Below are 24497 nucleotides of genomic sequence, written 5' to 3' on the forward strand. Positions count from 1 at the left end.
AACCCACCGCGGGGGCGGTCCTCTCCCCCCCCCCCCCCCCGGGGTGGCCCCCCCCCCCGCGTCCGGGTGGGTCAGCAGCTGCGCAGCTCCGGGCTCTGGTTGCGGATCTGGTTGTGCAGCGAGGTGAACTCGCGGTAGGCGTCGCCGTCCTCGGTGCCGGGGCGGAAGGCGCCGACGCGGTGGCAGTTGACGAAGGCGAGCTTGACGCCGAAGTGGTCCTCCAGGCTGCCGCGGATGGCGTTGCTGGCGAGCGCGCGCAGCAGCTGGGCGCGCTCCTCGTCGGTGGGCGTGGTGTTGTCGGTGGTGAACTCGTCCTCGGTGGCGCCGAGTTCGGTGCTGAGCCCGGCGACGACCTGGTAGGCGTAGGGGAGGGAGGCGCGCACGGTGTCGAGGAAGTCGGCCTGGTTGACCCGGCCGTGCTCGGCCTGGGCGAGGAGGGCGGGGGAGACGTCGAGCGACATGGGTGTCCTCTTTCGCGGAGTCTGGTTATCGAAGATGAAAACCATTGCAAGATGGACTGTCGGCGATGTCCGGACGCCCTGTCAAGTGCCGTCCCCCGAAGGGCTGACGGGCGGCGCCTCCCGGTCGGCCCTGATGACGAACAGGGCGATCAGCGCCGCGAGCACGGCGAAGGCCAGGCCCATGTCGAACGCCCTGGAGATGCCGTGCGCCAGCACCTCGGAGGAGTACGGCGCCGGCAGCTTTCCGGTGGCCCGGAACCGGGCCGCCTGCTGCGGGGTGGCCTGCCGCAGGAACGCGCCGACCTGCCGGCCGGCCTCACTGCGGCCGGCCGCGCCGTAGACCGTGACCAGGATCGACAGCCCCAGCGAGCCGCCCACCTGCTGGGTGGTGTTGAGCATGCCGGTGGCCGCGCCGGTCTCGTGCGGGGCGACCCGGGAGACCACCGTCAGCGTGGCCGGGACGAAGATCGAGCCCATCCCGAGGCCGAACAGCAGGGTCGGGCCGAGGACCCCGGTCAGGTAGCCGCTGTGGGCGTCGAGCCGGGTGGACCAGAACGCCCCGCCCGCCACCAGCAGCGAGCCCACCACCAGGAACGGCCTGCGCCCGTACCGCAGCTGGTTGCGGGCGGCGAACTGGGCGGCGACGACGCTCGCGGCGCTGATCGGCAGGAAGGCGAGGCCGGCCCGCAGCGGGCTGAACCCGAGGACGTCCTGAACGAACAGGGTCATGAAGAAGAAGATGCTGAACATGGTCGCGGCCACGCAGAGCAGCAGCCCGTAGGCGCCGGAGCGGTTGCGGTCGCGGAACAGGTGCAGCGGGGTGATCGGCTGCGGCGCCCGCCGTTCGTGGAACAGGAAGGCCGCCAGCAGCAGCGCGGCGAGGCTGAACGAGGTGAGCGTCACGGGGTCGGTCCAGCCGTGGTCGGAGGCCCGGATGAAGCCGAAGACCAGCGAGACCATGCCCGCCGTGGCGGCGAACGCGCCGGTCAGGTCGAAGCGTCCGGGGTGCCGCTCGGACTCGTTGATGTAGAGCGGCGCCAGCAGCGCGATCGCGATGCCGATCGGCACGTTGACGAACAGCACCCACCGCCAGGAAAGCCAGGAGGTCAGTATCCCGCCGGCGAGCAGGCCGACGGCGCCGCCCGCCCCCGCGACGGCCGAGTACACGCCGAAGGCGCGGTTGCGGGCCGGGCCCTCCGGGAAGTTGGTCGCGATCAGGGCGAGCGCGGTCGGCGAGGCGATCGCCGCGCCCAGGCCCTGGAGTGCGCGCGCGGCCAGCAGCCAGCCGGAGGACTGCGCGACGCCGCCGAGCAGTGAGGCGAGGCTGAAGATCAGGACCCCGGCGACGAACACGCGCCGGCGCCCGAGGATGTCGCCCATCCGCCCGCCCAGCAGCAGGAGCCCGCCGAAGGTGAGGGTGTAGGCGTTGACGACCCAGGACAGGTCGGTGGTGTTGAACCTCAGCGCCTGCTGGATGTGCGGCAGGGCGATGTTCACGATCGTGACGTCGAGGACCACCATGAGCTGGGTGGCCGCGATGACGGTGAGGGCTGTCCCCGGGTGCTGGCCGCGTCGTGCGGGTGCGGGCGGCGCCGGGGCCAGGGCGCGCGAGGTGACCATGGCAGGTCCCCCAATGGCTCGGGAGCGAACGACGGTGAGGGGCGGGTCCGTCCACTGACACCGGCAGTATCCCCGAGGTATAGGGAACACAATCGTTCATTACCGACAACCGGCTGATTCCGGACCCACACCACTCCTCCGGGCGCGGTGCGGCGGCGGAAAACCCGGGGCACGGCCCGCCGCGGTCGTGTCAGGATGCTCGGCATGTCTGCTCGTGCACTGAGCTTCGGCGCGATCGCCGAAGCCTACGAACGTTTCCGGCCGGGGTACCCCGACGAACTCTTCGACACGGTGGCGGCGTACGCGGGCCGGCCGGTGCGGACCGCACTGGAGATCGGTGCGGGCACCGGCAAGGCGACCCGGCTGTTCGCCGGGCGCGGGGTCGACGTCACGGCGACGGAGCCCGACGCGGCCATGCTCGCCGAACTGCGCAGGACGGCGCCCCCGAACGTGCGGACCGTCCGGGCCGCGTTCGAGGACCTGCGGCCGGGCGGGACGTACGACCTGGTCTACGCGGCGGCGGCCCTGCACTGGACGCGCCCGGAGGGCCGGTGGTCACGGGTGGCCGAACTGCTGGAGCCGGAGGGAGTGTTCGCCAACCTCGGCGGGCCGTTCCAGCTGGCCGACCCGGCCGTCGAGGAGGCCGTGCGGGCGGCCCGGGCGCCGTTCCTGGAGAGCGACGACGTCCCGTCCCCGGACGGGACCGCTCCCGAGGAGGAACTGCAGTGGCCGGGTACGGAGCTGGAACGGTCCCGGCTGTTCCGTGACGTCCGGCAGTCCGTCATCCGGCGGCGCCTGCTGGTGAGCGCCCCGTACTACCTCGGTCACCTGTCGACCGTCTCGGCGTACCTCCAACTGCCGCCGCCGAGGCGGCGGCGGGCCTTCGAGGCGATCGCGCGGGTGCTGCCCGAGACGGTCGAGATCGCGGCCGACCTCACCGTCCATCTCGCGCGCCGGTGATCCGGGCGGCCGGGACACCGACTCGCGCGCCGGTGATCCGGGCGGTCGGGACACCGGCTGTGACGTCGAACAGCGGCGCCCGGCCCGCCGCTGTCGCGGCCGGCCGGGCGCCGTGGGGGAGAGCCGGGGATCAGCCCTCCTGGGCGAGGCTCTTCATGTCCTCGTAGCCCATGCCGAGCTTGCTGAACATCTCCTGCTGCGCCAGGGGCAGGCCGAGGGCCTTCAGCTCCTCGGCCTGGGCGGGGGTCAGCGGCTTGCCGGGGGTGAGCGCCGGGGTGCCCGGGGTGCCCGGGGCGGTGCCGCCCTTGCCTCCGCTGGTGGCGCCGGAGGTGAGGAGGGTGAGCATGGCGCTCTGGATGTCGTCGCTGGTCAGCGTGACGGCGTCGGCGGGGGCCTCGACGGTCGGGGCGTTCTGGTTGAAGGCGAGCTTCACCGGGAAGTTGACGCCCGGTGCGGCCTTCGCCTCCAGCTGGGCGAGGTCGAAGGTGGCGGCGGAGAGCTTGCCGTCCTTCAGGTAGAGGTCGGCGCCGACCTTGTCCTCGCGCACGGTGCTCGGGACGGAGGTGGGGAGCTTCCCGAACTGCTGGGGGAACTTGGCGGCCAGCGGCTTGACGGCCTTCAGCAGTTCGTCGGCCAGCTGGCGCCCCGGGGCGCTCATCCAGATGTGCTCGGCGCCGTCCTTCTTGCCCTTGTCCTCGAAGGTGACGGTGCGGGACAGCACGTCCTTGAGGGAGTTGGTCAGCTGCTTGGCGGACTCCGGGTCCAGCGAGGGCTGTCCGCTCGGGGTGCTCGGGGTGGCCTTGGCGCCGTCGAACTTCTTGGTGTCGTCGGCGAGCTTCTGCAGGTCGAAGGAGACCCACTTGCCGGCCAGCACGTCCTTGACCGGCTTCAGTTCGGCGGGCAGGTCGCTGCTGATGGCGTCGACCTGCGACGGGTCCTCGCCGACCAGCTTCACCAGGCCCTTGGCGTCGGCGCGCAGGAACGCCTTGGCGTCGACCTGGCGGTACTCCAGCAGCGCGGTGCCCTTCCGGTCGGAGAGCACGTAGGACAGGCGCACCGACTTGTCGAGCGTCAGGTCCTTGTCGGCGCCGTTGCTTTGCGCGTTCTTGAAGGTGTCGAGGTCCTTCAGCGGCTTGTCGGCGGACACCGCGACGGAGAAGTTCAGCCCGGACACGGCGTCGGCGCTCTTCGGGTCGACCTTGTCGCCGGTGGCCGCACCGAAGGCGATGATCTGCTCGGGAGTGGCGTCCACGGAGAACGTGAGGCCGGCGGCCTTGCCCTCGCCGACCTTGGTGAAGGCCTTGGACACCTTCTGCGCGGCGGACAGCTGCTCGACGGTGCCGCAGGCGGCCAGGCCGGCGCCGAGCACGGATGCGGTGACGGCGACGGGAACGGTTCCGCGCGCGGCCCGGCGAATGGCGGTGTTGATGGTACGTCTCCTGTGTAACGGGGTCTGACCACATGGTCAGACCGGTCCCTCCCCGGTGGCGTCAAGCGCCACAGTGCTTACACATTTGATCACATCATCAACAAGGGGGTGGCCGATTATTTCGGACCGGCGCAGCCCCGGCCGAGGCGCAGTGCGGTGTCGATCAGCGGGACGTGGCTGAAGGCCTGCGGGAAGTTGCCGACCTGGCGCTTGAGCCGCGGGTCCCACTCCTCCGCCAGGAGCCCGAGGTCGTTGCGGATGGACAGCAGCTTGTCGAACAGCTGGTGCGCCTCGTCCGTCCGGCCGATCATCGCCAGGGCGTCGGCCAGCCAGAACGAGCAGGCCAGGAAGGCGCCTTCGTCGCCCGGCAGGCCGTCCACCCCGCCGCTCGTGGGGTAGCGCAGCACGAAGCCGTCCTCGGTGGACAGCTCGCGCTGGATCGCCTCGACGGTGCCGATGACGCGCTTGTCGTCCGGCGGCAGGAAGCCGACCTGGGGGATGAGCAGCAGCGAGGCGTCGAGTTCCCGCGAGCCGTAGGACTGGGTGAAGGTGTTGCGGTCCGGGTCGTAGCCGTGGGTGCAGACGTCCTCGTGGATGGTGTCGCGCAGGGCGCGCCAGCGCTCCAGCGGCCCCTCGCAGTCGGTCTGCTCCAGCAGTTGGACCGTCCGGTCGACGGCGACCCAGGCCATCACCTTGGAGTGGACGAAGTGCCGGCGCGGGCCGCGGACCTCCCAGATGCCCTCGTCCGGCTCCTGCCAGTGCTCCTCCAGCCAGGAGATCAGCCGCAGTTGCAGCAGGTGGGCGTGGTCGTTGCGGGCCAGGCCGGTGTGCTGGGCGAGGTGCAGGGCCTCGACGACCTCGCCGTAGACGTCGAGTTGGAGCTGCCCGGCGGCGCCGTTGCCGACCCGGACGGGGCGGGAGCCCTCGTAGCCGGGCAGCCAGTCCAGCGAGGACTCGGTGAGCTCGCGCTCGCCGGCGATGCCGTACATGATCTGGAGGTTCTCCGGGTCGCCGGCGACGGCGCGCAGCAGCCACTCGCGCCAGGCCTTGGCCTCGTCGCGGTAGCCGGTGCGCAGCAGCGAGGAGAGCGTGATGGTGGCGTCGCGCAGCCAGGTGTAGCGGTAGTCCCAGTTGCGGACGCCGCCGATGTCCTCGGGCAGCGAGGTGGTGGGGGCGGCGACGATGCCGCCGGTGGGGGCGTAGGTGAGGCCCTTGAGGGTGATCAGGGAGCGGATCACGGCCTCGCGGTAGGGGCCCTGGTAGGTGCACTGGGTGGCCCAGTCGCGCCAGAACTCCTCGGTGGCGGCGAGCGCCTGTTCGGCGTCCGGCCGGTCGGGCGCGCCGAGGTGGGAGGCCTGCCAGGTCAGTGCGAAGGCGATCCGCTCGCCGGCGGTGACGGTGAAGTCGGCGTAGGTGGTCAGGTCGCGGCCGTAGGTCTCGGACTCGCCGTCCAGCCACACCGAGTCGGGCCCGGCCACGGCGACGGTGCGAGTCCCCGTGCCGTCCGTGACCTTGTGCACCCAGGGCACGATGCGCCCGTACGAGAAGCGCATCCGCAGGGCCGAGCGCATCCGGACGGTGCCGGCCACGCCCTCGACGATCCGGATCAGTTGCGGGGCCGCCGTGCCGCGCGGCGGCATGAAGTCGACGACCCGGACGGTGCCCCCGGCGGTGTCCCACTCCTGTTCCAGGATCAGCGAGTCGCCCCGGTAGCGCCGCCGGTGGGCGGGCGGGGCGTCACCGGGGGCGATCCGCCAGAAGCCGTGCTCGTCCGTGCCCAGCAGGCCGGCGAAGACGGCCGGGGAGTCGAAGCGGGGCAGGCACAGCCAGTCGACGGCGCCGTCCCTGCCGACCAGGGCGGCGGTCTGCATGTCGCCGATCAGCGCGTAGTCCTCGATGCGGGCGGGCACGTGGTTCTCCAAGAAGGGTTCACAGGAAGGTTCGGCAGAGGGGGGGTGTACAGGCCGGGCCGGGCCGGGCTCACTCCTTGAGCGAGCCCGAGTTGGCGCCGCGCACGAAGTGGCGCTGGAAGCAGAAGAACAGGATCGCCACCGGGAGGGTGGAGACCAGCGCCGCCGCCAGCTTGAGCGGGTACTGCGTCCCGGAGCCGAGGCCGCCGGAGACGAAGTGCGCCAGACCGGTGGTGAGGGTGTCGTGCTCGCTGGACTGGGTGGAGACCAGGAAGTGCGTGAACTCGTTCCAGGAGCCCTGGAAGGAGAGCACGGTGAGCGTGATCAGCGAGGGCCGGGACATCGGCAGGACGACGGACCAGAAGATCCGGAACGTCCCGGCGCCGTCGATCCGCGCCGCCTCCTCGATCTCGCGCGGCACCGACTCGAAGAACTGCTTCATGATGAAGATCCCGGCGGCGTCGACCAGCAGCGGCAGGATCATGCCGCTGTAGCTGTCGAACATGCCGAAGCTCTTCAGCACCAGGAACTTCGGGATCAGCAGCACCACGCCCGGCACCGCCATCACGGCCAGCACGAAGGCGAACAGCAGCCGGCGGCCCGGGAACCTGATCCGGGCCAGCGCGTAGCCCGCCATCGAGTCGAACAGCACCCGGCCGGCCGTCACCAGGACGGTCACCACCACGCTGTTGCCCAGCCAGCGCAGGAACGGGATGTTCTCGACGCCCTCCGCCAGGCCGAACAGCCGCCGGTAGGAGGCCAGGGTGCCGCCGTCGGGCAGCACCGACATCGGGTGGGCGGCCGCGTCCGGGTCGGTCTTGAAGCTGTTCACCAGCTGGAGCAGGAACGGCAGCAGGTAGAGCAGCGCGAAGCCGAGCAGGACGGCGTACCCGAGGAGCCGCAGCGGCCGGGGGAAGCGGCCGAGGATCGGCTTGTCCACGGCGGGCTTGCGGTCAGCGTGCGGCACGGCGGGCTCCCTTCGGGCTGCGGCGGGGCTTGCCGTCCCGTTCCCGCAGGACCCACCGCTGGACGGCGGTGAGCAGCAGGATCAGGCCGAGCAGGACGAACGCGATGGCGGCGCCCTGCCCGAAGTCGGCGTTGTCGAAGCCGGCCGAGTAGGACAGGTAGGCGGGAGTGAGGGTGGTGTTGCCGGGCGCGCCCTTGCCCATCACGTACACCTGGTCGAAGACCTGCCAGGTGGAGATCAGGCCGAGGGTCAGCACCAGGAACAGGACGGGCCGCAGCGCGGGCAGGGTGACGTGGCGCAGCAGCTGGCGGCGGTTGACGCCGTCGAGCGCGGCGGCCTCCTCCAGTTCGCGCGGGATGTCCTGGAGGGCGGCGAGGAAGATCAGCATGAAGGTGCCGGAGGTGGTCCACACCGCCATCAGGATCAGCGTGCACATCGCGACCGAGGGCCCGGCGAACCACTCCGACCAGGACAGCCCGAGCGGGCCGCCGGTGCCCGGGGCGGGCTGGTCCAGGCCGAACCAGCCGAGCACCAGCCAGATCACCCCGCGCGGGTCGGCGAACCAGTTGGGCCCCTTGACCCCGAGCCAGCCCAGCATCCGGTTGACGGCGCCGCTGCCCTGGAAGAGGAACAGGAAGACCGTCGAGATCGCGATCGAGCTGGTGACGGACGGGAAGTAGAACACCGTGCGCAGGGCGCCCCGGCCGCGCAGCATCCGCTGGTTGACGAGGACGGCGAGCAGCAGTGCCAGGACCGTCTGCAGCGGCACCGTCAGCAGGACGTAGTACAGCGTGTTGCGCATCGAGGTGGCGAACAGCGTGCGGTCCAGGCCGTCCTCGGCGAACAGCCGGCGGTAGTTGTCCAGGCCGATGAAGTCCGCGCTGCCGCTGAACGGGTTGGACTGGCCGTCCCAGTGCAGCAGGCTGACCCACAGGGCCATCCCGATCGGCAGGACCATGAAGAGGCCGAGGACCAGGACCATGGGGCCGGCGAACAGCCAGCCCCATGCTCCCTCGCGCAGGCCGCGCCGGCGTATCGTGCCGGTGGAGCTGTTACTTGGCATTCTTGATGGCCTGCTCGCCGTTGCGCTGGAGGGTGGCCAGGATGGCCGCCGGGTCGCCCGTCTTCAGCGACTGGAGGTCGGTGTTGAACTGGGTGAGCACCTTGGTGAACCCGGCGATGGTGACCGGCGCCTGGGCGTTGGCGACGCCGTCGACCCAGGCCTTGGACTCGGGGTACTTCTGGGCGTAGGCGCTCAGCGCGCTGGTGCGCGAGGGCATCACGCCGAAGGCCTGGGCGAACTCCAGCTGCTGGTCGGCGGAGGCGAGGTGCTTGACCAGGTCGACCCCGGCCGCCTGGTGCTGGCTCTTGGCGGCGATGCCCCAGCAGTTGCTGAAGGCGAGGGTGCCGGGGCCGGCCGGGCCGGCGGGCAGCGGGAGCACCTTGTACTGGACGTTCGGGTAGTCCTTGGCCATTGCGCCCTTGAGCCAGTTGCCCTCGATGGTCATCGCGGCCTTGCCCTTGCCGAGCGCCTCGCCGCCCCAGCCGGCGTCCACCTCGGCGACGTACTTGGCCGAGCCGGCCTTCATCATCGACTGCACGTACTCCAGTGCCTGCTTGTTGGCCGGGTTGTCGGCGGTCATCGCGGTCTGCTCGGGGTTGGTGATCCAGCCGCCGGCCTCTTTCAGCAGGGCGCCGAGCCGCTGGTAGTCGGGGGCGGTCACCAGGCCGGTCACGCCGTCCTTGGTGAGCTTGGCGGCGTCGTCGGAGAGCTGCTGCCAGCTGGTCGGGTAGTCGGCCTCGGTCAGGCCGGCCTGCTGCCACAGCGTGGTGTTGATCGCCAGGCCCAGGGTGGAGGTGTCCTTGGGCAGGCAGGTGAGCTTGCCGTCGTAGCTGAAGGCCTTGCGCAGCGGCTCGGAGAAGTCGGCGGCGTCCGGGATCTGGTCGCCGTAGGCGTACAGCGAGCCGCCCTTGGCGTAGTTCGCGAACTGGTCGGAGTTGACGTAGAAGAGGTCCGGCGGGTTGCCGCCGGCGAAGGCCTGGCCGAGCTGCTGGTTGATGTCGCTGGCGATCTGCACGGTGACGGTGTTGCCGGTCTTCTTGGCCCAGTCGGCCGTGGCGGCCTTGACCGCGGCCGTCTCGGCCTCGCCGGAGGTGGCGATCAGCACCGTCAGGCTCTGGTTGCCGCCGGAGGACTGCTTGGCCGGTGAGTCGCCGAAGCCGCCGGAGGAGGAGCAGCCGGTGACGGCGCCGAGGGTGACGGCCGCGCAGACGGCTGCCGCGGCGAGGGTGCGGGAGGTGGCCATGCGGGATCTCCTTGCGAGGGTGGGTGGGGGAGTGGGCGGAGATGGTTTCGGGGGGAGTGGCGGTCAGACGCTTTCGCGCAGGACCAGCTCCGGTTCCAGGAGCACGTGTTCGGTCGGCCGCTGGTGGTCGCCGAGGCGTTCCAGCAGCAGCCGCATGCACTCGCGGCCGACCGCGTCGAGCGGTTGGGCGAGGCTGGACAGCGACGGGAACAGCAGGGGGGCGATCGGCGAGTCGTCGAAGCCGATGACGGCCGCGTCCGGGCCGGGGGTGCGGCCGTCGCGGCGCAGTGCCTGGTACCAGCCGAGCGCCAGGGTGTCGCTGGCGGTCACCACCGCGGTCGCGCCGGTCGCGAGCAGCCGTTCGGCGGCCTCGGTGGCGCTCGTCCGGTCGTCCGGGCTCTCGGCCCGGCGGCCCCGGGTGGGCAGGCCCAGTTCGCGCATCGCGCTCTGCCAGCCGCGGGCGCGGTCGTCGCCGACGCCGGAGCCCTTCGGCCAGCCGAGGAAGCCGATCTTGCGGTGGCCGAGCCCGGCCAGGTGCCGGACGGCGGCCGAAGTCCCGGCGGAGCCGTCGACGTCGACCCAGTCGCCGACGTCCCGGCCGGACCAGGTGCGGCCGAAGGCGACGTACGGGACGCCGCGTTCGTGCAGCCAGCCCTGGCGGCGGTCGCCGCGGTCGGTGCTGCTGAGGACGAAGCCGTCCGCGCCGTGCTCGTCGAGGAGCTGCTGGTAGCTGGTGAGTTCGTCGTCCCCGGGGGCGACGGCGAACAGCACCACCCGGTAGCCGGCCTGGTCGGCGGCCTCGGAGAGGGAGTGCAGGAACTGGTCCAGGACCGGGGTCGGGACGCCGGTGCTGCTGGAGCGGATGCCGTAGCCGATCAGCCGGCTGGCCCTGGTCTTGAGCGCCTGCGCGGCCCGGTGCGGGCGGTAGCCGAGCTCGTCGATCGCGCGCTGGACCCGTTCCAGCGTCTGCGGGCGCAGCAGCTCGGGCGAGTTGATCGCGTTGGACACCGTCTGACGGCCCACGCCGGCCCGGGCGGCGACCATTTCCAGGGTCGCGGCGGACCCTGTCCTGGGCCGGGGCGATGAGTGTGCATGCATGACGGCGATCCTAGGTTCTGTCTTCATTGACAAGATCTTGGAGCGTTCCAATACGGGGTTCCATCTTCCCCACCAGGGGGGTTAATGTCTTGGAACGCTCCAATGGCAGAAAGGTTGCGCCCGAGTGGAAGCAACTGTCAAGCCCCAAAACGAGGATGAAGAGACCATGTCAGCGATCGCCCTGCAGCCGTTCCTGCACGACGCCCAGCTCTCCGTGGCCGCCCCGAGCTTCTGTGCCTCGCGCCCGGACGGGCGGATCGGCGAAGGCGCGGACGGCTTCTACCACGGGGACCGCCGGATCCTCTCCCGCCTGGAGGCCGGCGTCGCCGCGGTCCCCAACGCCCCCGTCGCCACCGCGCACGGCGAGGACGGACGCACCACCTTCGTCACCGTGCTGCGCGGCATCGCCGAACTCACCCCCGACCCGGCCGTCACCCTGGAACGCCGCCGGGAGCTGCACCCCGGCCGCCTCGTCGAGCGCTACACCGTCCGCAACGCGGGCGACCTCACCGCCCGCCTGCGCCTGGACGTACGCGCGGAGAGCGACTTCGCCGCGATGGACAGCGTCAAGGCCGGCCGCGCCACCCAGACCCGCACGCCCACCGCCGGCCCGAACGGCCTGCGCTGGAGCGAGGGCCCGCTCAGCGCCGCCCTCACCGTCGAGCCGGCGCCCGACCACCTCGCCGCCGACACCGGCACCCTGGGCTTCGACCTCGAACTCGCCCCCGGCCAGAGCTGGCAGGCCGTCCTGGAGTGCACCGCCGAGCACCGCGACGGCGACCTCTTCCCCGCCCCGGCCGCCGACGCCGCCCCGTGGCGCACCCCCGCGATCACCGGCCGCGACCACCACCTCGCGCACTGGATCACCCGCTCCCACCACGACCTGCGCGGCCTCCTGCTCACCGACCCGCTGGAGCCCGGCGACCACTTCCTCGGCGCCGGGGCCCCCTGGTTCCTCACCCTGTTCGGCCGCGACTCGCTCTGGGCGGCCCGGATGATGCTCCCGCTCGGCACCGAACTCGCCGCCGGCACGCTGCGCACCCTGGCCCGCCGCCAGGGCCGCGCCCTCGACCCGGCCACCGAGGAGCAGCCCGGCAAGATCCTCCACGAGGTCCGCCGCGACGAGCAGCACCTCGACAACGGCTCCCACCTGCCGCCCTGCTACTTCGGCACGGCCGACGCCACCCCGCTGTGGCTCACCCTCCTGCACGACGCCTGGCGCTGGGGCATGCCCGAGGACCAGGTCGAGGACCTGCTGCCGCACGCCGAGGCCGCCCTCGCCTGGCTGGCCGACCACGCCGACGCGGACGGCGACGGCTTCCTTGAGTACGTCGACAGCTCCGGCAAGGGGCTCTCCAACCAGGGCTGGAAGGACTCCTCCGACAGCATCCGCTTCCGCGACGGCCGGATCGCCGAAGCCCCCATCGCGCTCAGCGAGGTCCAGGCCTACGCCTACGAGGCCGCCGTCGCCTCGGCCGCCCTGCTGGAGGCCTTCGGCCGGCCCGGCGCCGACCGCTGGCGGCAGTGGGCGGAGGAGCTGCGGCTGCGCTTCCGCGACCGGTTCTGGACCGAGGACGCGCACGGCCCGTACCCGGTGGTCGCCCTCGACGGCGGCAAGCACCAGGTCGACTCGGTCGCCTCCAACATGGGCCACCTGCTCGGCACCGGCCTGCTCGACCCGCAGGAGAGCGCCCTGGTCGCCGGCCGGCTCACCGCCCCCGGCATGGACAGCGGCTTCGGGCTGCGCACCCTGGACGCCGCCGCGGCCGGCTTCAACCCGCTCGGCTACCACACCGGTTCGGTCTGGCCGCACGACAGTGCCATCGCCGTCCACGGCCTCTCCCGTGCCGGGCTGCACGACGCCGCCGCGCCGCTGGCCGCCGGCCTGGTCCGCGCGGCGGCGGCCTTCGACCACCGCCTACCCGAACTCTTCGGCGGCCACCCGCGCGCCGAGTTCGCCCGCCCCGTCCCCTACCCGGCCTCCTGCCGCCCGCAGGCCTGGGCCGCCGCCGCCTCCGTCCAGGTGGTGCAGGCACTGCTCGGCCTGGAGGCCGACGCCCCCAACCGGCGGCTCCGGGTGCGGGCCCAACTCCCCGCCGGCTACGAGTCGCTGACGTTCACCGGCCTGACGGTGGCGGGCCTGCCGATCGAGGTGTCCACCGACCACACCGGGGCCGTCGACCTGCGCGCCCCGCAGGGCTTCACCGTCACCACGGAGCACTGACGCGCACCCCGCCGGCCCGGCGGCCGCGCCCGGCCCGGCCGGCGGGGAGCGGGCCGTCCGGGCGTAGGCGCGGGCCGTCCGGGCGCGGGCGCCGGGCCGGGTCAGCCGCGCTGCACGGTGAACTGGTCCACGGCGGTGCCGTCCTCGGTGATCGAGCGCACCGCCATGCGGGCCGGCTTGCCGGCGGCGGCGGGCGTCACGTCGACCGCCACCAGGCAGTAACCGGTGTAACGGACCCTGGACCAGGTGACCTTGACGGTCTGGTTGTGGCCGCTCGGATCGGCGACCACCATCGGGACGGGGGAGTCGTTCTTCGTCTCGTGCCCGAGGTAGGTGTCGGCGACGGGGAAGGAGTAGACCCCGCCGCCACCGCCGCCCGCGACGACGTACGTCGTGCCGTCCTTCAGCGGATTGACGGTGTCTCCGGAGGCGACCTTGCGGGTGGGCTTGCCGGAACGGATGGGGTCGGTCCGCTCGTAGACGTGGTTGTGGCCGCTGAGCACCAGGTCCACCTGGTACTTGTCGAACAGCGGGGCCCAGTCCTGCTGCGCGCCGAGTTCGGCCCCGTTGTCGTGGCAGGTGGAGTACGTGCACTGGTGCAGGTAGACGACGACGAAGTCGATGGTGGTGTCGGCGCGGAGCGCGGCGAGCCGGCTCTCCAGCCACTTCTTCTGCTTGCCCTTGGTGTAGTTCAGGTTGGCCGCGGTGTTGTAGCAGATGTCGTTGCCGTCGAGGCTGATCAGGCCGACGTTCTGGCAGCGCCAGGAGTAGATGCCGGTGGACTGCGCCCAGGCGTTGTCGGGCATCGTGAACCGGGCGCGGACGCCCCCGTAGCCGTCGGCCCCGTACCAGGCCTCCATCTCGTGGTTGCCGATCGCCATCATCCACGGGGTCCGGGAGGCGACGGGGTCGTTCTGCACGAAGAAGGAGTCCCACAGACGGGCGTCGTAGGGGTCGCTGGTCTTGCCGCTGCCGCCGCTGTTGGCGTACGAGAGGTCGCCCATGTGGAGGTGGAAGGCGGGGTCGAGGCCGGCGATCAGGTTGGCGGTGGCGGCCGCGTTGTACCCGATGCCCTGGTCGCCGAAGGCCGTGAAGGTGAACCCGGCGCCGCGGCCGGGGGCGGGCGCGGTGCGGAAGCTCGCCACGTCGCCGAGCCGGGCGCGCTGCCCCGCGGGGTCGTAGCCCTGGTGGCCGACGACGTAGTAGTACGTGGTGTCCGGGATCAGCTGGTCGACCTGCGCGTGCAGGTAGTACTGGGTGACGGTGGTGGGCTTGACCAGGGGCTGGTCCTCGACCGGGTGCTGCCAGGACAGCTTGCTGACCAGGGTGCGGACCTCGGCGGCGATCGGGGAGCCGAAGTCGCCGGGCTGGAGGCCGATCCGGACGAAGGGGGCGGTCACCGCGCCCGGCACCTGCCAGGAGACGACGACCTGTTGGGAGGGATCGGCCCCGAAGGCCAGGTGCCGGCCGAAGCGGCGCAGCGCGGACCCGGCGGTCTGGTCGCTGCGGGGCGAGGGGGGGGTCGGGGTGTCGAGGGCGGTCGGGCGGGGGGCGGCCTGGGCGGCGCCGGGCAGCAGGAGGCTGCCCGCGGCGAAGGCGGCACCGCCCGCCGCGCTCACTCGCAGGAGGTCGCGCCGGGAGTGCCGTGAGGTCTCGGACATGACATTAAGTTAGGAAACATCACTAACCTTTGACAAGAGGGCGGACGCGCACGGATTCGGCCGCACCGCACGCCAGTTGGGGGTGCCAGGACATCGAGGCGACGGTGCCCGGACATCGAGGCGGGGCGCTCCCGGCCTCGGGAGCACCCCCGCCTGCTCGGCCGCAGCCCGGCGGGAGGGACTTGAACGCGCGGGCCGATGTCCGGATTACCCACCGGGCCGTCCGTATCGCCCCTCGGCCCGGCCCGGTCCCCACGCCTACGGTCGAGGCCATGAACGAACCCCTCAGCCCCGACGACCTCGCCGCCTACCACGAGAACGGCTTCCTCCTAGTCAAGAACCTGATCAGCCGACAGGAGGCGGCGGCGATGCGGGAGGAGTGCCACGCCCTGGCCGCCCGCCTCGACTCCGACGCCGACCCGACCTGGGCCAGCGCGCGCACCGTCGCGGGTGCGTCCGCCGGGCGCACGGCCCTCAAGCACGCCCACGACGCGCAGTTCCACTCGGCGGCCTTCGCCCGGCTGCTGGTCGACCCCAGGTTCACGGACGTCGCGGCCGCACTGCTCGGCGGGCCCAACCTCCAGTTGCACCACACGAAGATGTTCATCAAGCCTCCGGAGACCGGCTCCCCCTTCCCCCTGCACCAGGACCACCCGTTCTTCCCGCACGCCCGGCACACCGTCGCGGCCGCGGTCTTCCACTTCGACGACGCCCCGGAGGAGAAGGGCTGCATCAGGGCCGTCCCCGGCAGCCACCAGCAGGGCCCGCTGCCGCACGTCGAGGACGGCAGCTGGCACCTGCCGCCCGACACCTGGCGGCTCCAGGACGCCCGGCCGTGCCCGGCGGAGGCCGGCGACGTCCTGTTCTTCGGCTACCTCACCGTGCACGGTTCGGGGCTGAACACCTCCGACCAGGCCCGCACCACCTGGCTGGTACAGTTCCGGGACCCTGCGGACCGGCCCACCACGGACGATCACACCTGGTCCCTCGGTCAGGGCATGATGCTGCGGGGCGTCGACCCCACCGCGCGCAGGACGGACGGGGCGGGCGAGCCGAGATGACCGAACTGGCCCGGGCGGGCGCCGCCCTGCCCCTGCTCAACTCCGTGCGGCTGGGCACCACCCTCGCCGGACGACGGGTCGAGTTCGTGGACTGGGGGTTCTACCCGCCCGAGCCATGGCGCAACTACTGGCACAGCCACTCCTACTTCGAGTTCTGCTACGCCTACGCCGGGCGCGGGACGTTCCGGATCGGCGCGCTGGAGCACCCGGTCGGAGCCGGCGAGCTGTTCCTGGCCCGCCCCGGCGAGGTCCACGAGATCACCACCGACGCCCGGGACCCGCTCGGCATCGTCTTCTGGTCCTGGACGATGGTCCCCGAACGCGGTCCGCGCGAGGCCGCCGGGCCCGGCTCCCCGGAGACCGCCGCCCTGCTCGACGCCCTCGCGGCCGGCCCGCGCCGGGTCGTCCCGGCCGCCGGAACCCCGCTTCCCCGGCTGTTGGCGACACTCGCCGAAGAGGCTGCGGCTCCGGGGCCGGCCAGCCCCGACCTGCTGGCCGCCCTCGGCCCCGCGCTGGTCCTCACCTGCGCCCGCGTCGTCGCCGACCTGCCCGCCGCCGCGCGGATGACCCGCTACCTCGACGACAACTTCGACCGCCCGGTACGGGTACGGGACGTCGCCACCCAGGTCCACCTGAGCGAGCGCCACGCAGCACGGCTCTTCCAGCAGGAGACGGGGTGCACGATCATCGCCTACCTGACCCGCCGACGGCTGGACGTCGCCGCGCAGCGCCTGGCCGATCCCGCGCTGCGCCCGCTGTCCGTCGCGGCCGTCGCCCGCTCCTGCGGCTATGCGGACACCCGGCACTTCAGCACCGCGTTCCGGCGCTACTGGGGAGCGCTCCCGACGCAGGTGCGGGCCGGGGGCGGCACCACCCACGGCCTGTCCGCGGACCGCGGCGCGATCCGGTAGCCGATGGCCGACCACGCCGGGGGTGGGTGTGGCCGGGGCCGGGCGTCGGTTCTTGGGCGGATCGGCCTATTCGGCCCCGCGAGCCGTGGCTGCGACGGCGACGGCCGCCCTACTGTGGGCGAATGACCGATCATCAGACTGCGCGGTCCTTCATGGGCCGGGCGGGCTACCTCGGGGCGGCCGCCGGCTTCGCCGTCTGCATGGCGGGCACCACCCTGCCCACCCCGCTGTACGGGCTGTACCAGGAGCAGATCGGCTTCTCCGAACTGATGGTGACGGTCGTCTTCGCCATCTACGCCTTCGGCGTCATCGGCGTCCTGCTGCTCGTCGGCAACGTCTCCGACTCCGTCGGACGCCGGCCCGTCCTGCTCTGCGGACTGGCGCTCGCGGCGTGCAGCGCCCTCGCCTTCCTGGCCGAAGGCGGCCTCCCGCTGCTGGCCCTGGGCCGACTGCTGTCCGGCCTGTCCGCGGGCCTGTTCACCGGCACCGCCACCGCGTACGTCCTGGAGCTCGCCCCACCCGGACACCAGGCCCGCGCGGGCTTCGTCGCGACCGCCGCCAACATCGGCGGCCTGGGCTGCGGACCGGTGCTGTCGGGACTGCTCGCCGAGTACACACCCCACCCCCTGACCCTGCCGTTCGCCGTGCACCTGGTGCTGCTCGCCGCCTCCTTCACCGTCACCTGGCTCCTGCCGGAGACCGTCACCGGCGCCCGCCCGCTGCGCACCGCCCGGCCGCGCCGGCCGTCCCTGCCGCCGGAGGTCCGCGGGGTGTTCGTCCCGGCCGGCCTCGCCGCGTTCGCGGGCTTCTCCCTGCTGGGCGTCTTCACCTCCGTCAGCCCGGCCTTCCTCGCCCAGCGGCTGGACGTCCACAGCCCGGCCGTCGTCGGCCTGATCGTGTGCACGGCCTTCTTCGCCTCCATCCTCGGCCAGCTCCTGGTGCCCCGGCTGGGCACCGCCCGGGCGATCCCGATCGGCTGCCTGGTGCTCATCGCCGGGCTGGCCCTGATGGCCGGTTCCCTCGCCTGGACGGCCCTGCCACTGCTCGTGCTCAGCGCCCTGGTGGGCGGCGCCGGCCAGGGCATGGGCCTGCGCGGAGCGGTCGGCGAGATCGCCGCCGCCGCGCCCGCCGAGCACCGCGGCGGCGCCCTGTCGGCGCTCTTCGTGATCGCCTACTTCGGCATCTCGATCCCGGTGATCGGCATCGGCCTGCTCACCGCGCCGATCGGCCTGGCCCACGCCGGCCTGGTCTTCACCGCCTGCATGGCGCTGCTCGCCGCCGCCTCCGGCGCCTACCTGCTGCGCCGGGCCCGCGCCGGCTCCTGAACCGGCTTCTGAGCCGGCTGCGGCCCGGTGGCGCCCGCGCGCTTCCACGCGCTCTCGCGCAGCAGCCGCAGGCCGTTGAGGCCGACGATGACGGTCGAGCCCTCGTGGCCGAGGACGCCGAGCGGCAGGGGCAGGGTGGCGACCAGGTCCCACACGACCAGGCCGGAGATGAACACCGAGGCGATCACCAGGTTCTGGACGACCAGCCGCCGGGCCGCCCGGGACAGCGCGATCACCGTGGGGACGGTCGCGAGTTCGTCGCGGACGACGACCGCGTCGGCGGTCTCCAGCGCCAGGTCGGAGCCCGCCCGGCCCATCGCGATGCCGGTGTGGGCGGCGGCGAGGGCGGGGGCGTCGTTGACGCCGTCGCCGATCACCAGCACCTTGCGCCCGGCCCGCTCCTGCTCCTGGACGGCGGCGACCTTGTCCTGGGGGAGCAGCCCCGCGCGGACGTCGGTGATGCCGACCTCGGCGGCGAGGCGGGCGGCGGCGCGCGGGTTGTCGCCGGTCACCAGCACCGGGGCGGCGCCGGTCAGGGCCGCCAGGGCGGTGACGGTGGCGGCGGCGTCGGGGCGCAGGCGGTCGGCGATGCCGAGCACGCCGACCGGGGCGCCGTCGCGCTGGACCAGGACGGCGGTGCGCCCGTCGCGCTCCAGCTCCTCGGCGACGGCGGTGGCCTCCGTCTCCGCCTCTGCCTCGGCGGAGGGCGCGTCGGCGGCGCCGGCGAGGAGCCGGGCGGGGGCGCCGACCGCGATGACGGCACCGCAGACGGTGGCGGTCACCCCGATGCCGGGGGTGGAGGCGAAGCCCTCGGCGACCGGCAGGTCGAGGCCGCGCCGGCGGGCGGCGTCGACCACCGCGCGGGCCAGCGGGTGCTCGCTGGGGTGCTCGGCGGCGGCCGCCAGGGTCAGCAGTTCGTCCTCGTCCAGGCCGCTGCCGGGGAGGGGGAGCAGGTCGGTGATCCGGGGGGTGCCCTCGGTGAGGGTGCCGGTCTTGTCCAGCGCGACCGCGTCGACCTGCCCGAGCCGCTCCATCACGACGGCGGACTTCACCAGGACGCCGTGGCGGCCGGCGTTGGCGATCGCGGACAGCAGCGGCGGCATGGTGGCCAGCACCACGGCGCAGGGCGAGGCGACGATCATGAAGGTCATCGCCCGCAGCAGCGAGCCGGTCACGGCGGCGCCGAAGGCCAGCGGGACGAGGAAGACGGCGAGGGTCGCGAAGACCATGCCCAGGGAGTAGCGCTGCTCGACCCTCTCGATGAACAGCTGGGTGGGGGCCTTGGTCTCCGAGGCCTCCTCGACCATGGCGACGATCCGGGCGATCACCGAGTCGGAGGCGTCGCGCTCGACCTTCACCCGCAGGGCGCCGGTGCCGTTCAGGGTGCCGGCGAAGACCTCGTCGCCCTGCTGCTTGGGGGCCGGCAGCGGCTCGCCGGTGATGGTGGCCTGGTCGATCTCGCTCGCGCCGTCCAGGACGCGGCCGTCGGCGCCGACGCGCTCGCCGGGGCGGATCAGGATGGTGTCGCCGACCACCAGGTCCTCGGTGGCGACGGTCTCCTCGCCGCCGTCGTCCAGCAGGCGGGTGGCGGTGGTGGGGGCGAGGTCGAGCAGGCCGCGCACCGAGTCCTGGGTGCGGGCGGTGGCCAGCGCCTCCAGCGCGCCCGAGGTGGCGAAGATGACGATCAGCAGCGCGCCGTCCATCACCTGCCCGATCGAGGCCGCGCCGATCGCGGCGACGATCATCAGCAGGTCGACGTCGAGGGTCTTCTCGCGCAGCGCCTGAAGCCCGGCCCACCCGGGCTCCCAGCCGCCGGTGGCGTAGGCGATCGCGTACAGCGGCCCCCAGGCCCAGGCCGGGGCGCCGGCCAGCTGGAGCGGCAGGGCGGTCAGGAAGGCGACGGTCGCGGCGGCGGCCCAGCGGGCCTCGGCCAGCGCGAAGACGCGCGTACGGCGCTTGGGAGCGGCGCCGCCGCGCGGGGCTGCGGCGGCTGGGCGCTCGGTGAGGGTTGCGGACATGGCTGTGGTGTTCCTCCACGCGGACACGACGGGGCGACGCGTCGACCATACAGGAATACATGAACAGCTCTTCATTTATTCCCGCTGGATTGACCCTCCCGGGTGATGGAGTTGTCGCCCCGCCCGGTAGCCCTGGCTAGTTGGCCCGCGCGGTGAGGCCTTGTGGCCAGTGGCGGTGGTACTGGTCGATGACGTAGTCGTGGCCGTGGAGCCAGCCGTCCGCGGCCGGGTGGGCGTCGGTGAGGTGGGGGTGGCCCGGGGGCAGGTCGGCGTGGACGTGGTCGAGCCTGGCGGGGTCGCGGGCGGGCCAGATCGAGGTGGCGGCGGTGGCGGCGAGCAGGGCGATGGCGCCGAGGACGACGGCGGTCGTCGGGAGACCGGCGCCGGCGGCGAGCCAGCCGGCGAGGGGGTAGGTGAGCAGCCAGCAGCTGTGCGAGAGGGAGAACTGAGCGGCGAAGGCGGCCGGCAGGTCCGCGTCGGCGGCGGAGCGGCGGATCAGGCGCCCGCCCGGCGTGAGGACGGCGGAACAGGCGGCGCCGATCGCGGCCCAGGACGCCAGCAGCGCGCCCCAGGACCAGCCGCCCGGGGCCGCGGCGGTGACGGCGGCGACGGCGGCCAGGACGGCGGGGAGCGCGAAGGCGGCCGGGAGCATGACGGCGCGGTCGGAGAGTCGCCGCAGGAGCCGGGGCAGGAGCAGGGCGGTCAGCATGGAGCCGGCTCCGTAGGCGCCCAGGGCGAGCGAGACCGCGCCGGCCGGGCGGTGGAAGTGCTCGCGGACCGCGACGACGGTGTCGACGAAGACGATCGCCCCGGCGGCGGCGACCGCGAGGTCGAGCGCGAGCAGGGCCCGCAGGCGGGGGGTGGCCCAGAACAGGCGGGCGCCGAAAGCGGCCTTGGCGTAGGCGCCGCCGGTCCGCTCGACGGGGGCGGGCTTGGGCAGGACGACGGAGACGACCAGGGTGGCGGAGGCGAGGAAGCCCGCGGTGGTGCCGGTGAACAGCCAGGTGTACGGGACCAGCGCGAGCAGGCCCGCGGCGAGCGCGGGACTGAACAGGGACTCCAGGTCGTAGGCGAGGCGGGACATCGACAGCGCCTGGGTGTAGTCCCGTTCGGCCGGCAGCACCTCGGGGATGGTGGCCTGGAAGGCCGGTGTGAAGGCGGCCGAGGCGGCCTGGAGCAGGAAGATCAGGACGTAGATCTGCCAGGCCTGGCTGACGAACGGCAGGGCGAGCGCGACGGCGGCGCGGGTGAGGTCCATCGCCACCAGCAGCGTTCGGCGCGGAATGCGGTCGGCGAGGGCGCCGACCGCCGGTGCGACGGCCACGTAGGCGACCATCTTGACGGCCAGCGCGGTGCCGAGGACGGCCGAGGCGTCGGCGCCGGCGATGTCGTAGGCGAGCAGGCTCAGTGCCACGGTGGCCAGGCCCGTGCCCACCAGGGCGATGACCTGGGCTGCGAACAGGTGGCGGTAGGTGCGGTTGCGCAGTGTGGACAGCATCGGCCCCGTCCCGGTCGGCGGCGTGGTGCGGCGGCACCATCGTATCCAACACGTGCATACGTGTGCACGTGTTGGTTGCGATGGCGCGACCCTCGCTGCCGTTCCGGTCTGCGGGGGCTGGTCGGGTCGGGGCGGGTCGGGGCGAGCTGGGTCTGTCGTGCGGTGGGTCAGTCGTGCGGCGGCAGGGAGCCGATCTGGTGGTCGGCGACGTTCAGCGCCTCGTCGACCAGGCGCCGAAGGTGCCCGTGGCGCAGCGAGTAGACGACGCGGCGCCCGTCCCTGCGTGTGGTGACCAGGCCCGCGAGGCGGAGCTTCGCGAGGTGCTGGCTGACGGAGGTGCGCGGGGCCCCGCACGCCTCGATGAGGGAGGTGACGTCGGCCTCGCCTGCGCCGAGCCGGTGCAGCAGCGCAAGCCGGGTGCGGTCCGCGAGCAGGGCGAGGACGGACGCGGCGACGTCCAGTCGCTCGCCGCTGTCCTGCCCCTGCTCCTGCGAGCCGTGTGCAGCTGCCAGGTCGGTGCTTGTGCTCATGTGCTCATCGTAGGTCGGCGTGCGCCCGATGCGTGCACGCGTGCGCACGTGATGGCCCCGCGCTGTCGGGGCCGCCGGGGCGGGCCCGGTTCAGCGGCCGGGGCCCCAGCGGGCTTCGAGCCGGCGGGTGCCGTCGGGGGTGGTGACGGCCCGCCGGCTGGCCCGCATCCGCACCGTGCGGCGGGCGGCGCCGGTGCCGTTGGAGGCGGTCGGGGCGCCCACGGCCTGGAGCACGGAGTTGTCCAGGGGGCTGTCGGCGAGCCTGCGCACGATCGCGGACAGGGCCGCGGCCATCGAGCCGCGCGCCGGCGCGGATGCCTGCCAGCTGGCGGGGAGGGGCTGGCGGCGGTGGAAGGCGCCGAGAACGGCCACGGGGACCTCACCTTCGTTGCGTATCGTCCGACACGGCGGATCGATCGGTGGTGGCTAAGGGTGCTCCGGAGGTCGGTGACGGGGCGCTGGGCCCGCGTCAGCCGGGCGGGGACGAGTCCGAGCCTAGGCCGCGGACCCTCGGGGGGCGGGTGATCCTGACGCCCCCTTGACTGTGCGGGCGCCGTCACTGACGGTGTCCTGACGGCGGCCCCGCGCATCGACGGCCTGCGGCCCGGACGCGATCGCGCTCCGGCGGGCGGCGCGTCCGGCGGGCGGGCGGCCGCGTCGTACGGGCGAGGAGGGAAGGGGAGCCATGGCAGGCCGGTCCGACGGCGCCGGCGCGGCCCGCGACGGCCGGGGGGCGAACGATTGGGACGTGACGGGTTCGTTCACTAACATCGACAGTGACCCTGGATATAGGGAACACACCCGTTCATTACGGACAGCCGGTGAACGGTCGTGTCGAGAGGTGGAGCCGAAGAAGGTGCGCAGCCATGCCCGCTGAACCCGCAGTCGCGCGCGGACCGGCGACGGGCGCCCCGCTCCGTAGGCGCGGCGAGGCGCTGGAGAACGCCATCTTCGAGGCCGCCCTCCAGCAGCTCACCGCCGACGGCTACGCCCGGCTCACCATGGAGGGCGTCGCCGCCGCCGCGCAGACCGGCAAGGCCGCGCTCTACCGGCGCTGGCCCTCCAAGGAGGAACTGGTCAAGGACGCGCTGCGCGCCTGCCTGCCCCCGGTCGGCCCGCCGCCCGACACCGGCGGCCTGCGCGGAGACCTGCTGGAGGTGGTGACCAGGCTGCGCGCGGCGATGCTGAGCGAGCCCGGGGCCGCCGTGCGGGCCATCATGGGCGAGCTGGACCAGCAGCGGGCCCACACCTTCCTGGCGATCGTGCTGGAGCGGGTGGTGGAGCCCACCGCCGCGCTGATCGCCGAGGTGCTCGGCCGTGGTGCCACCCGGGGCGAGGTCCGCCCCGGGTCCGTCACCCCGCTGGTCACCGACGTCGTCCCGGCGCTGATGCTGTACCGGATCAAGATGTGCGGCGGCGCGCCGGAGCAGCTCGACCCGGCGGAGATCGTCGACGAGGTGCTGCTGCCGATCGTCCGCCCGTGAGGGGCGGTCAGGTCGATGGCCGACGGCCGGTCAGGGGCGGGCCCCGGACCGGCCGTGGTCGTGCGGGCGGGCCGTCAGCCAGCGTCGGACGGCGCCTGGGCCGGGACGGCGGGCGCCGGCGCGGAGCCCCCCTCGGCGGCCCGGGCGGCTGAGGCCTCGAAGAAGCGCAGCAGCTCCACCGGGAACGGCAGCACCAGCGTCGAGTTCTTCTCCGCCGCGACCTCGACCACCGTCTGCAGCAGCCGCAGCTGCATCGCCGCCGGGGTCTCGGACATCGTGACGGCGGCCTCGGCGAGCTTGGCGGCGGCCTGGAACTCGCCGTCCGCGGTGATGATCCGGGCCCGGCGCTCGCGGTCGGCCTCCGCCTGGCGGGCCATCGAGCGCTTCATCGAGTCGGGCAGGCTGACGTCCTTGATCTCCACCCGGTCGATGTGCACGCCCCACCCGGTGGCCGGGCTCTCCAGCATGATCTCCAGCCCCTGGTGCAGGTTCTCCCGGCCGGAGAGCAGGTCGTCCAGCTCGCTCTTGCCGATGATCGAGCGCAGCGAGGTCTGGGCGACCTGAAGCATCGCGAAGGAGTAGTTCTGGACGTCCACCGTGGCCTTGATCGGCTCGACGACGCGGAAGTACAGCACGGCGTCGACGCTGACGGAGACGTTGTCCTTGGTGATGCCCTCCTGGGCGGGCACCGGCATGGTGACGACCTGGACGTTGACCTTGCGCATCCGGTCGACCACCGGCACCAGCAGGGTGAGGCCCGGCTGGCGGACCTGCTCGCGCACCCGGCCGAGCCGGAACACCACGCCGCGCTCGTACTGCTGCACCACCCGCACGCCGGTGATCAGCCAGAACAGCGCCAGCACGACGACGAGAACGACAATTGCCACGTTCGTCCGACCTTCCCCGTAGCGGCGCAGCCCGGGCCGGGTCCTGAGCGGGCCCTGTCGCGCGGGTGCGAGCCGCGCAGGACAGTATGCGCCCCGGCCGCGGGGATCGACAGCCGCGTGCGCCGGGGATCCTGACGGGCCGTCCGC

Annotated in this window: 20 protein-coding genes; 6 read left to right on the forward strand and 14 right to left on the reverse strand. The window is 73.1% G+C overall.

What is annotated here, in order from left to right; genetic code table 11:
• Positions 1–71: 71 nt before the first annotated feature.
• Positions 72–461, reverse strand: coding sequence for an SCO5389 family protein (locus ACFVX9_RS36565; RefSeq protein ID WP_380381038.1), 390 nt, complete (start codon positions 459–461; stop codon positions 72–74).
• A gap of 81 nt (positions 462–542) precedes the next feature.
• Entirely contained in the window at positions 543–2081 is a 1539-nt protein-coding gene (locus ACFVX9_RS36570; protein WP_380494281.1) for an MFS transporter, read from the reverse strand.
• A 204-nt stretch (positions 2082–2285) separates the two neighbouring features.
• On the opposite strand from ACFVX9_RS36570, the gene ACFVX9_RS36575 reads away from it, so the two are divergent.
• On the forward strand, positions 2286–3041 hold the full coding sequence (locus ACFVX9_RS36575; protein WP_380381042.1) for a class I SAM-dependent methyltransferase: 756 nt from the start codon (positions 2286–2288) through the stop codon (positions 3039–3041).
• A 130-nt stretch (positions 3042–3171) separates the two neighbouring features.
• On the opposite strand, the gene ACFVX9_RS36580 is transcribed toward ACFVX9_RS36575, so the two are convergent.
• From ACFVX9_RS36580 to ACFVX9_RS36605, 6 genes are all read right to left on the reverse strand, one after another.
• Positions 3172–4410 carry a hypothetical protein gene (locus ACFVX9_RS36580; RefSeq protein ID WP_387986183.1) on the reverse strand — a complete coding sequence of 413 codons (1239 nt, stop codon included), beginning with the start codon at positions 4408–4410 and terminating at the stop codon, positions 3172–3174.
• A 176-nt stretch (positions 4411–4586) separates the two neighbouring features.
• On the reverse strand, positions 4587–6380 hold the full coding sequence (locus ACFVX9_RS36585) for a glycoside hydrolase family 15 protein (RefSeq protein WP_387986185.1): 1794 nt from the start codon (positions 6378–6380) through the stop codon (positions 4587–4589).
• A gap of 70 nt (positions 6381–6450) precedes the next feature.
• Complete coding sequence (locus ACFVX9_RS36590) at positions 6451–7347, reverse strand: carbohydrate ABC transporter permease (RefSeq protein ID WP_380378810.1); 897 nt, start codon at positions 7345–7347, stop codon at positions 6451–6453.
• On the reverse strand, positions 7334–8410 hold the full coding sequence (locus ACFVX9_RS36595; RefSeq protein ID WP_387986190.1) for a carbohydrate ABC transporter permease: 1077 nt from the start codon (positions 8408–8410) through the stop codon (positions 7334–7336). Before ACFVX9_RS36595 ends, ACFVX9_RS36590 begins: the two co-directional genes overlap by 14 nt.
• Complete coding sequence (locus ACFVX9_RS36600; RefSeq protein WP_363375814.1) at positions 8400–9653, reverse strand: extracellular solute-binding protein; 1254 nt, start codon at positions 9651–9653, stop codon at positions 8400–8402. The genes ACFVX9_RS36595 and ACFVX9_RS36600 overlap by 11 nt, the downstream gene beginning before the upstream one ends.
• 63 nt (positions 9654–9716) lie before the next feature.
• The gene (locus ACFVX9_RS36605) at positions 9717–10751 is read right to left on the reverse strand and encodes a LacI family DNA-binding transcriptional regulator (RefSeq protein WP_063345908.1); all 1035 of its coding nucleotides are present in this window, start codon (positions 10749–10751) and stop codon (positions 9717–9719) included.
• A gap of 166 nt (positions 10752–10917) precedes the next feature.
• Here ACFVX9_RS36605 and ACFVX9_RS36610 point away from each other — a divergent pair, with 166 nt between their 5' ends.
• Complete coding sequence (locus ACFVX9_RS36610) at positions 10918–12975, forward strand: glycogen debranching N-terminal domain-containing protein (protein WP_387986195.1); 2058 nt, start codon at positions 10918–10920, stop codon at positions 12973–12975.
• A 101-nt stretch (positions 12976–13076) separates the two neighbouring features.
• Here the strand turns inward: ACFVX9_RS36610 and ACFVX9_RS36615 are convergent, their stop codons facing one another.
• Entirely contained in the window at positions 13077–14636 is a 1560-nt protein-coding gene (locus ACFVX9_RS36615) for a purple acid phosphatase family protein (RefSeq protein ID WP_387986198.1), read from the reverse strand.
• Between the two features lie 272 nt (positions 14637–14908).
• On the opposite strand from ACFVX9_RS36615, the gene ACFVX9_RS36620 reads away from it, so the two are divergent.
• From ACFVX9_RS36620 to ACFVX9_RS36630, 3 genes are all read left to right on the forward strand, one after another.
• Entirely contained in the window at positions 14909–15697 is a 789-nt protein-coding gene (locus tag ACFVX9_RS36620; protein WP_063345905.1) for a phytanoyl-CoA dioxygenase family protein, read from the forward strand.
• Positions 15694–16608 (forward strand): AraC family transcriptional regulator, encoded by a 915-nt coding sequence (locus ACFVX9_RS36625; protein ID WP_380487382.1) that lies wholly within the window; start codon positions 15694–15696, stop codon positions 16606–16608. The genes ACFVX9_RS36620 and ACFVX9_RS36625 overlap by 4 nt, the downstream gene beginning before the upstream one ends.
• Before the next feature lie 122 nt (positions 16609–16730).
• Positions 16731–17933 (forward strand): MFS transporter, encoded by a 1203-nt coding sequence (locus ACFVX9_RS36630; protein WP_380378798.1) that lies wholly within the window; start codon positions 16731–16733, stop codon positions 17931–17933.
• Here the strand turns inward: ACFVX9_RS36630 and ACFVX9_RS36635 are convergent.
• The 4 genes from ACFVX9_RS36635 to ACFVX9_RS36650 form a co-directional block, all read right to left on the reverse strand.
• Positions 17900–19951, reverse strand: coding sequence for a heavy metal translocating P-type ATPase (locus tag ACFVX9_RS36635; protein ID WP_387986203.1), 2052 nt, complete (start codon positions 19949–19951; stop codon positions 17900–17902). The genes ACFVX9_RS36630 and ACFVX9_RS36635 overlap by 34 nt on opposite strands.
• 136 nt (positions 19952–20087) lie before the next feature.
• Positions 20088–21449 carry an MFS transporter gene (locus ACFVX9_RS36640; RefSeq protein WP_380487389.1) on the reverse strand — a complete coding sequence of 454 codons (1362 nt, stop codon included), beginning with the start codon at positions 21447–21449 and terminating at the stop codon, positions 20088–20090.
• 167 nt (positions 21450–21616) lie between these two features.
• Complete coding sequence (locus tag ACFVX9_RS36645) at positions 21617–21979, reverse strand: metalloregulator ArsR/SmtB family transcription factor (RefSeq protein ID WP_063345900.1); 363 nt, start codon at positions 21977–21979, stop codon at positions 21617–21619.
• A 90-nt stretch (positions 21980–22069) separates the two neighbouring features.
• Positions 22070–22351, reverse strand: coding sequence for a hypothetical protein (locus ACFVX9_RS36650; RefSeq protein WP_387986208.1), 282 nt, complete (start codon positions 22349–22351; stop codon positions 22070–22072).
• A 494-nt stretch (positions 22352–22845) separates the two neighbouring features.
• Between ACFVX9_RS36650 and ACFVX9_RS36655 the strand changes: the two genes are divergently transcribed.
• Positions 22846–23463 carry a TetR/AcrR family transcriptional regulator gene (locus ACFVX9_RS36655; protein WP_063345898.1) on the forward strand — a complete coding sequence of 206 codons (618 nt, stop codon included), beginning with the start codon at positions 22846–22848 and terminating at the stop codon, positions 23461–23463.
• 74 nt (positions 23464–23537) lie between these two features.
• Here the strand turns inward: ACFVX9_RS36655 and ACFVX9_RS36660 are convergent, their stop codons facing one another.
• Positions 23538–24350: a slipin family protein gene (locus ACFVX9_RS36660; RefSeq protein ID WP_387986212.1), complete on the reverse strand. Its 813-nt coding sequence runs from the start codon at positions 24348–24350 to the stop codon at positions 23538–23540.
• Positions 24351–24497 lie beyond the last annotated feature (147 nt).

This window comes from Kitasatospora sp. NPDC058243, from assembly GCF_042882025.1.
Classification (GTDB): domain Bacteria; phylum Actinomycetota; class Actinomycetes; order Streptomycetales; family Streptomycetaceae; genus Kitasatospora.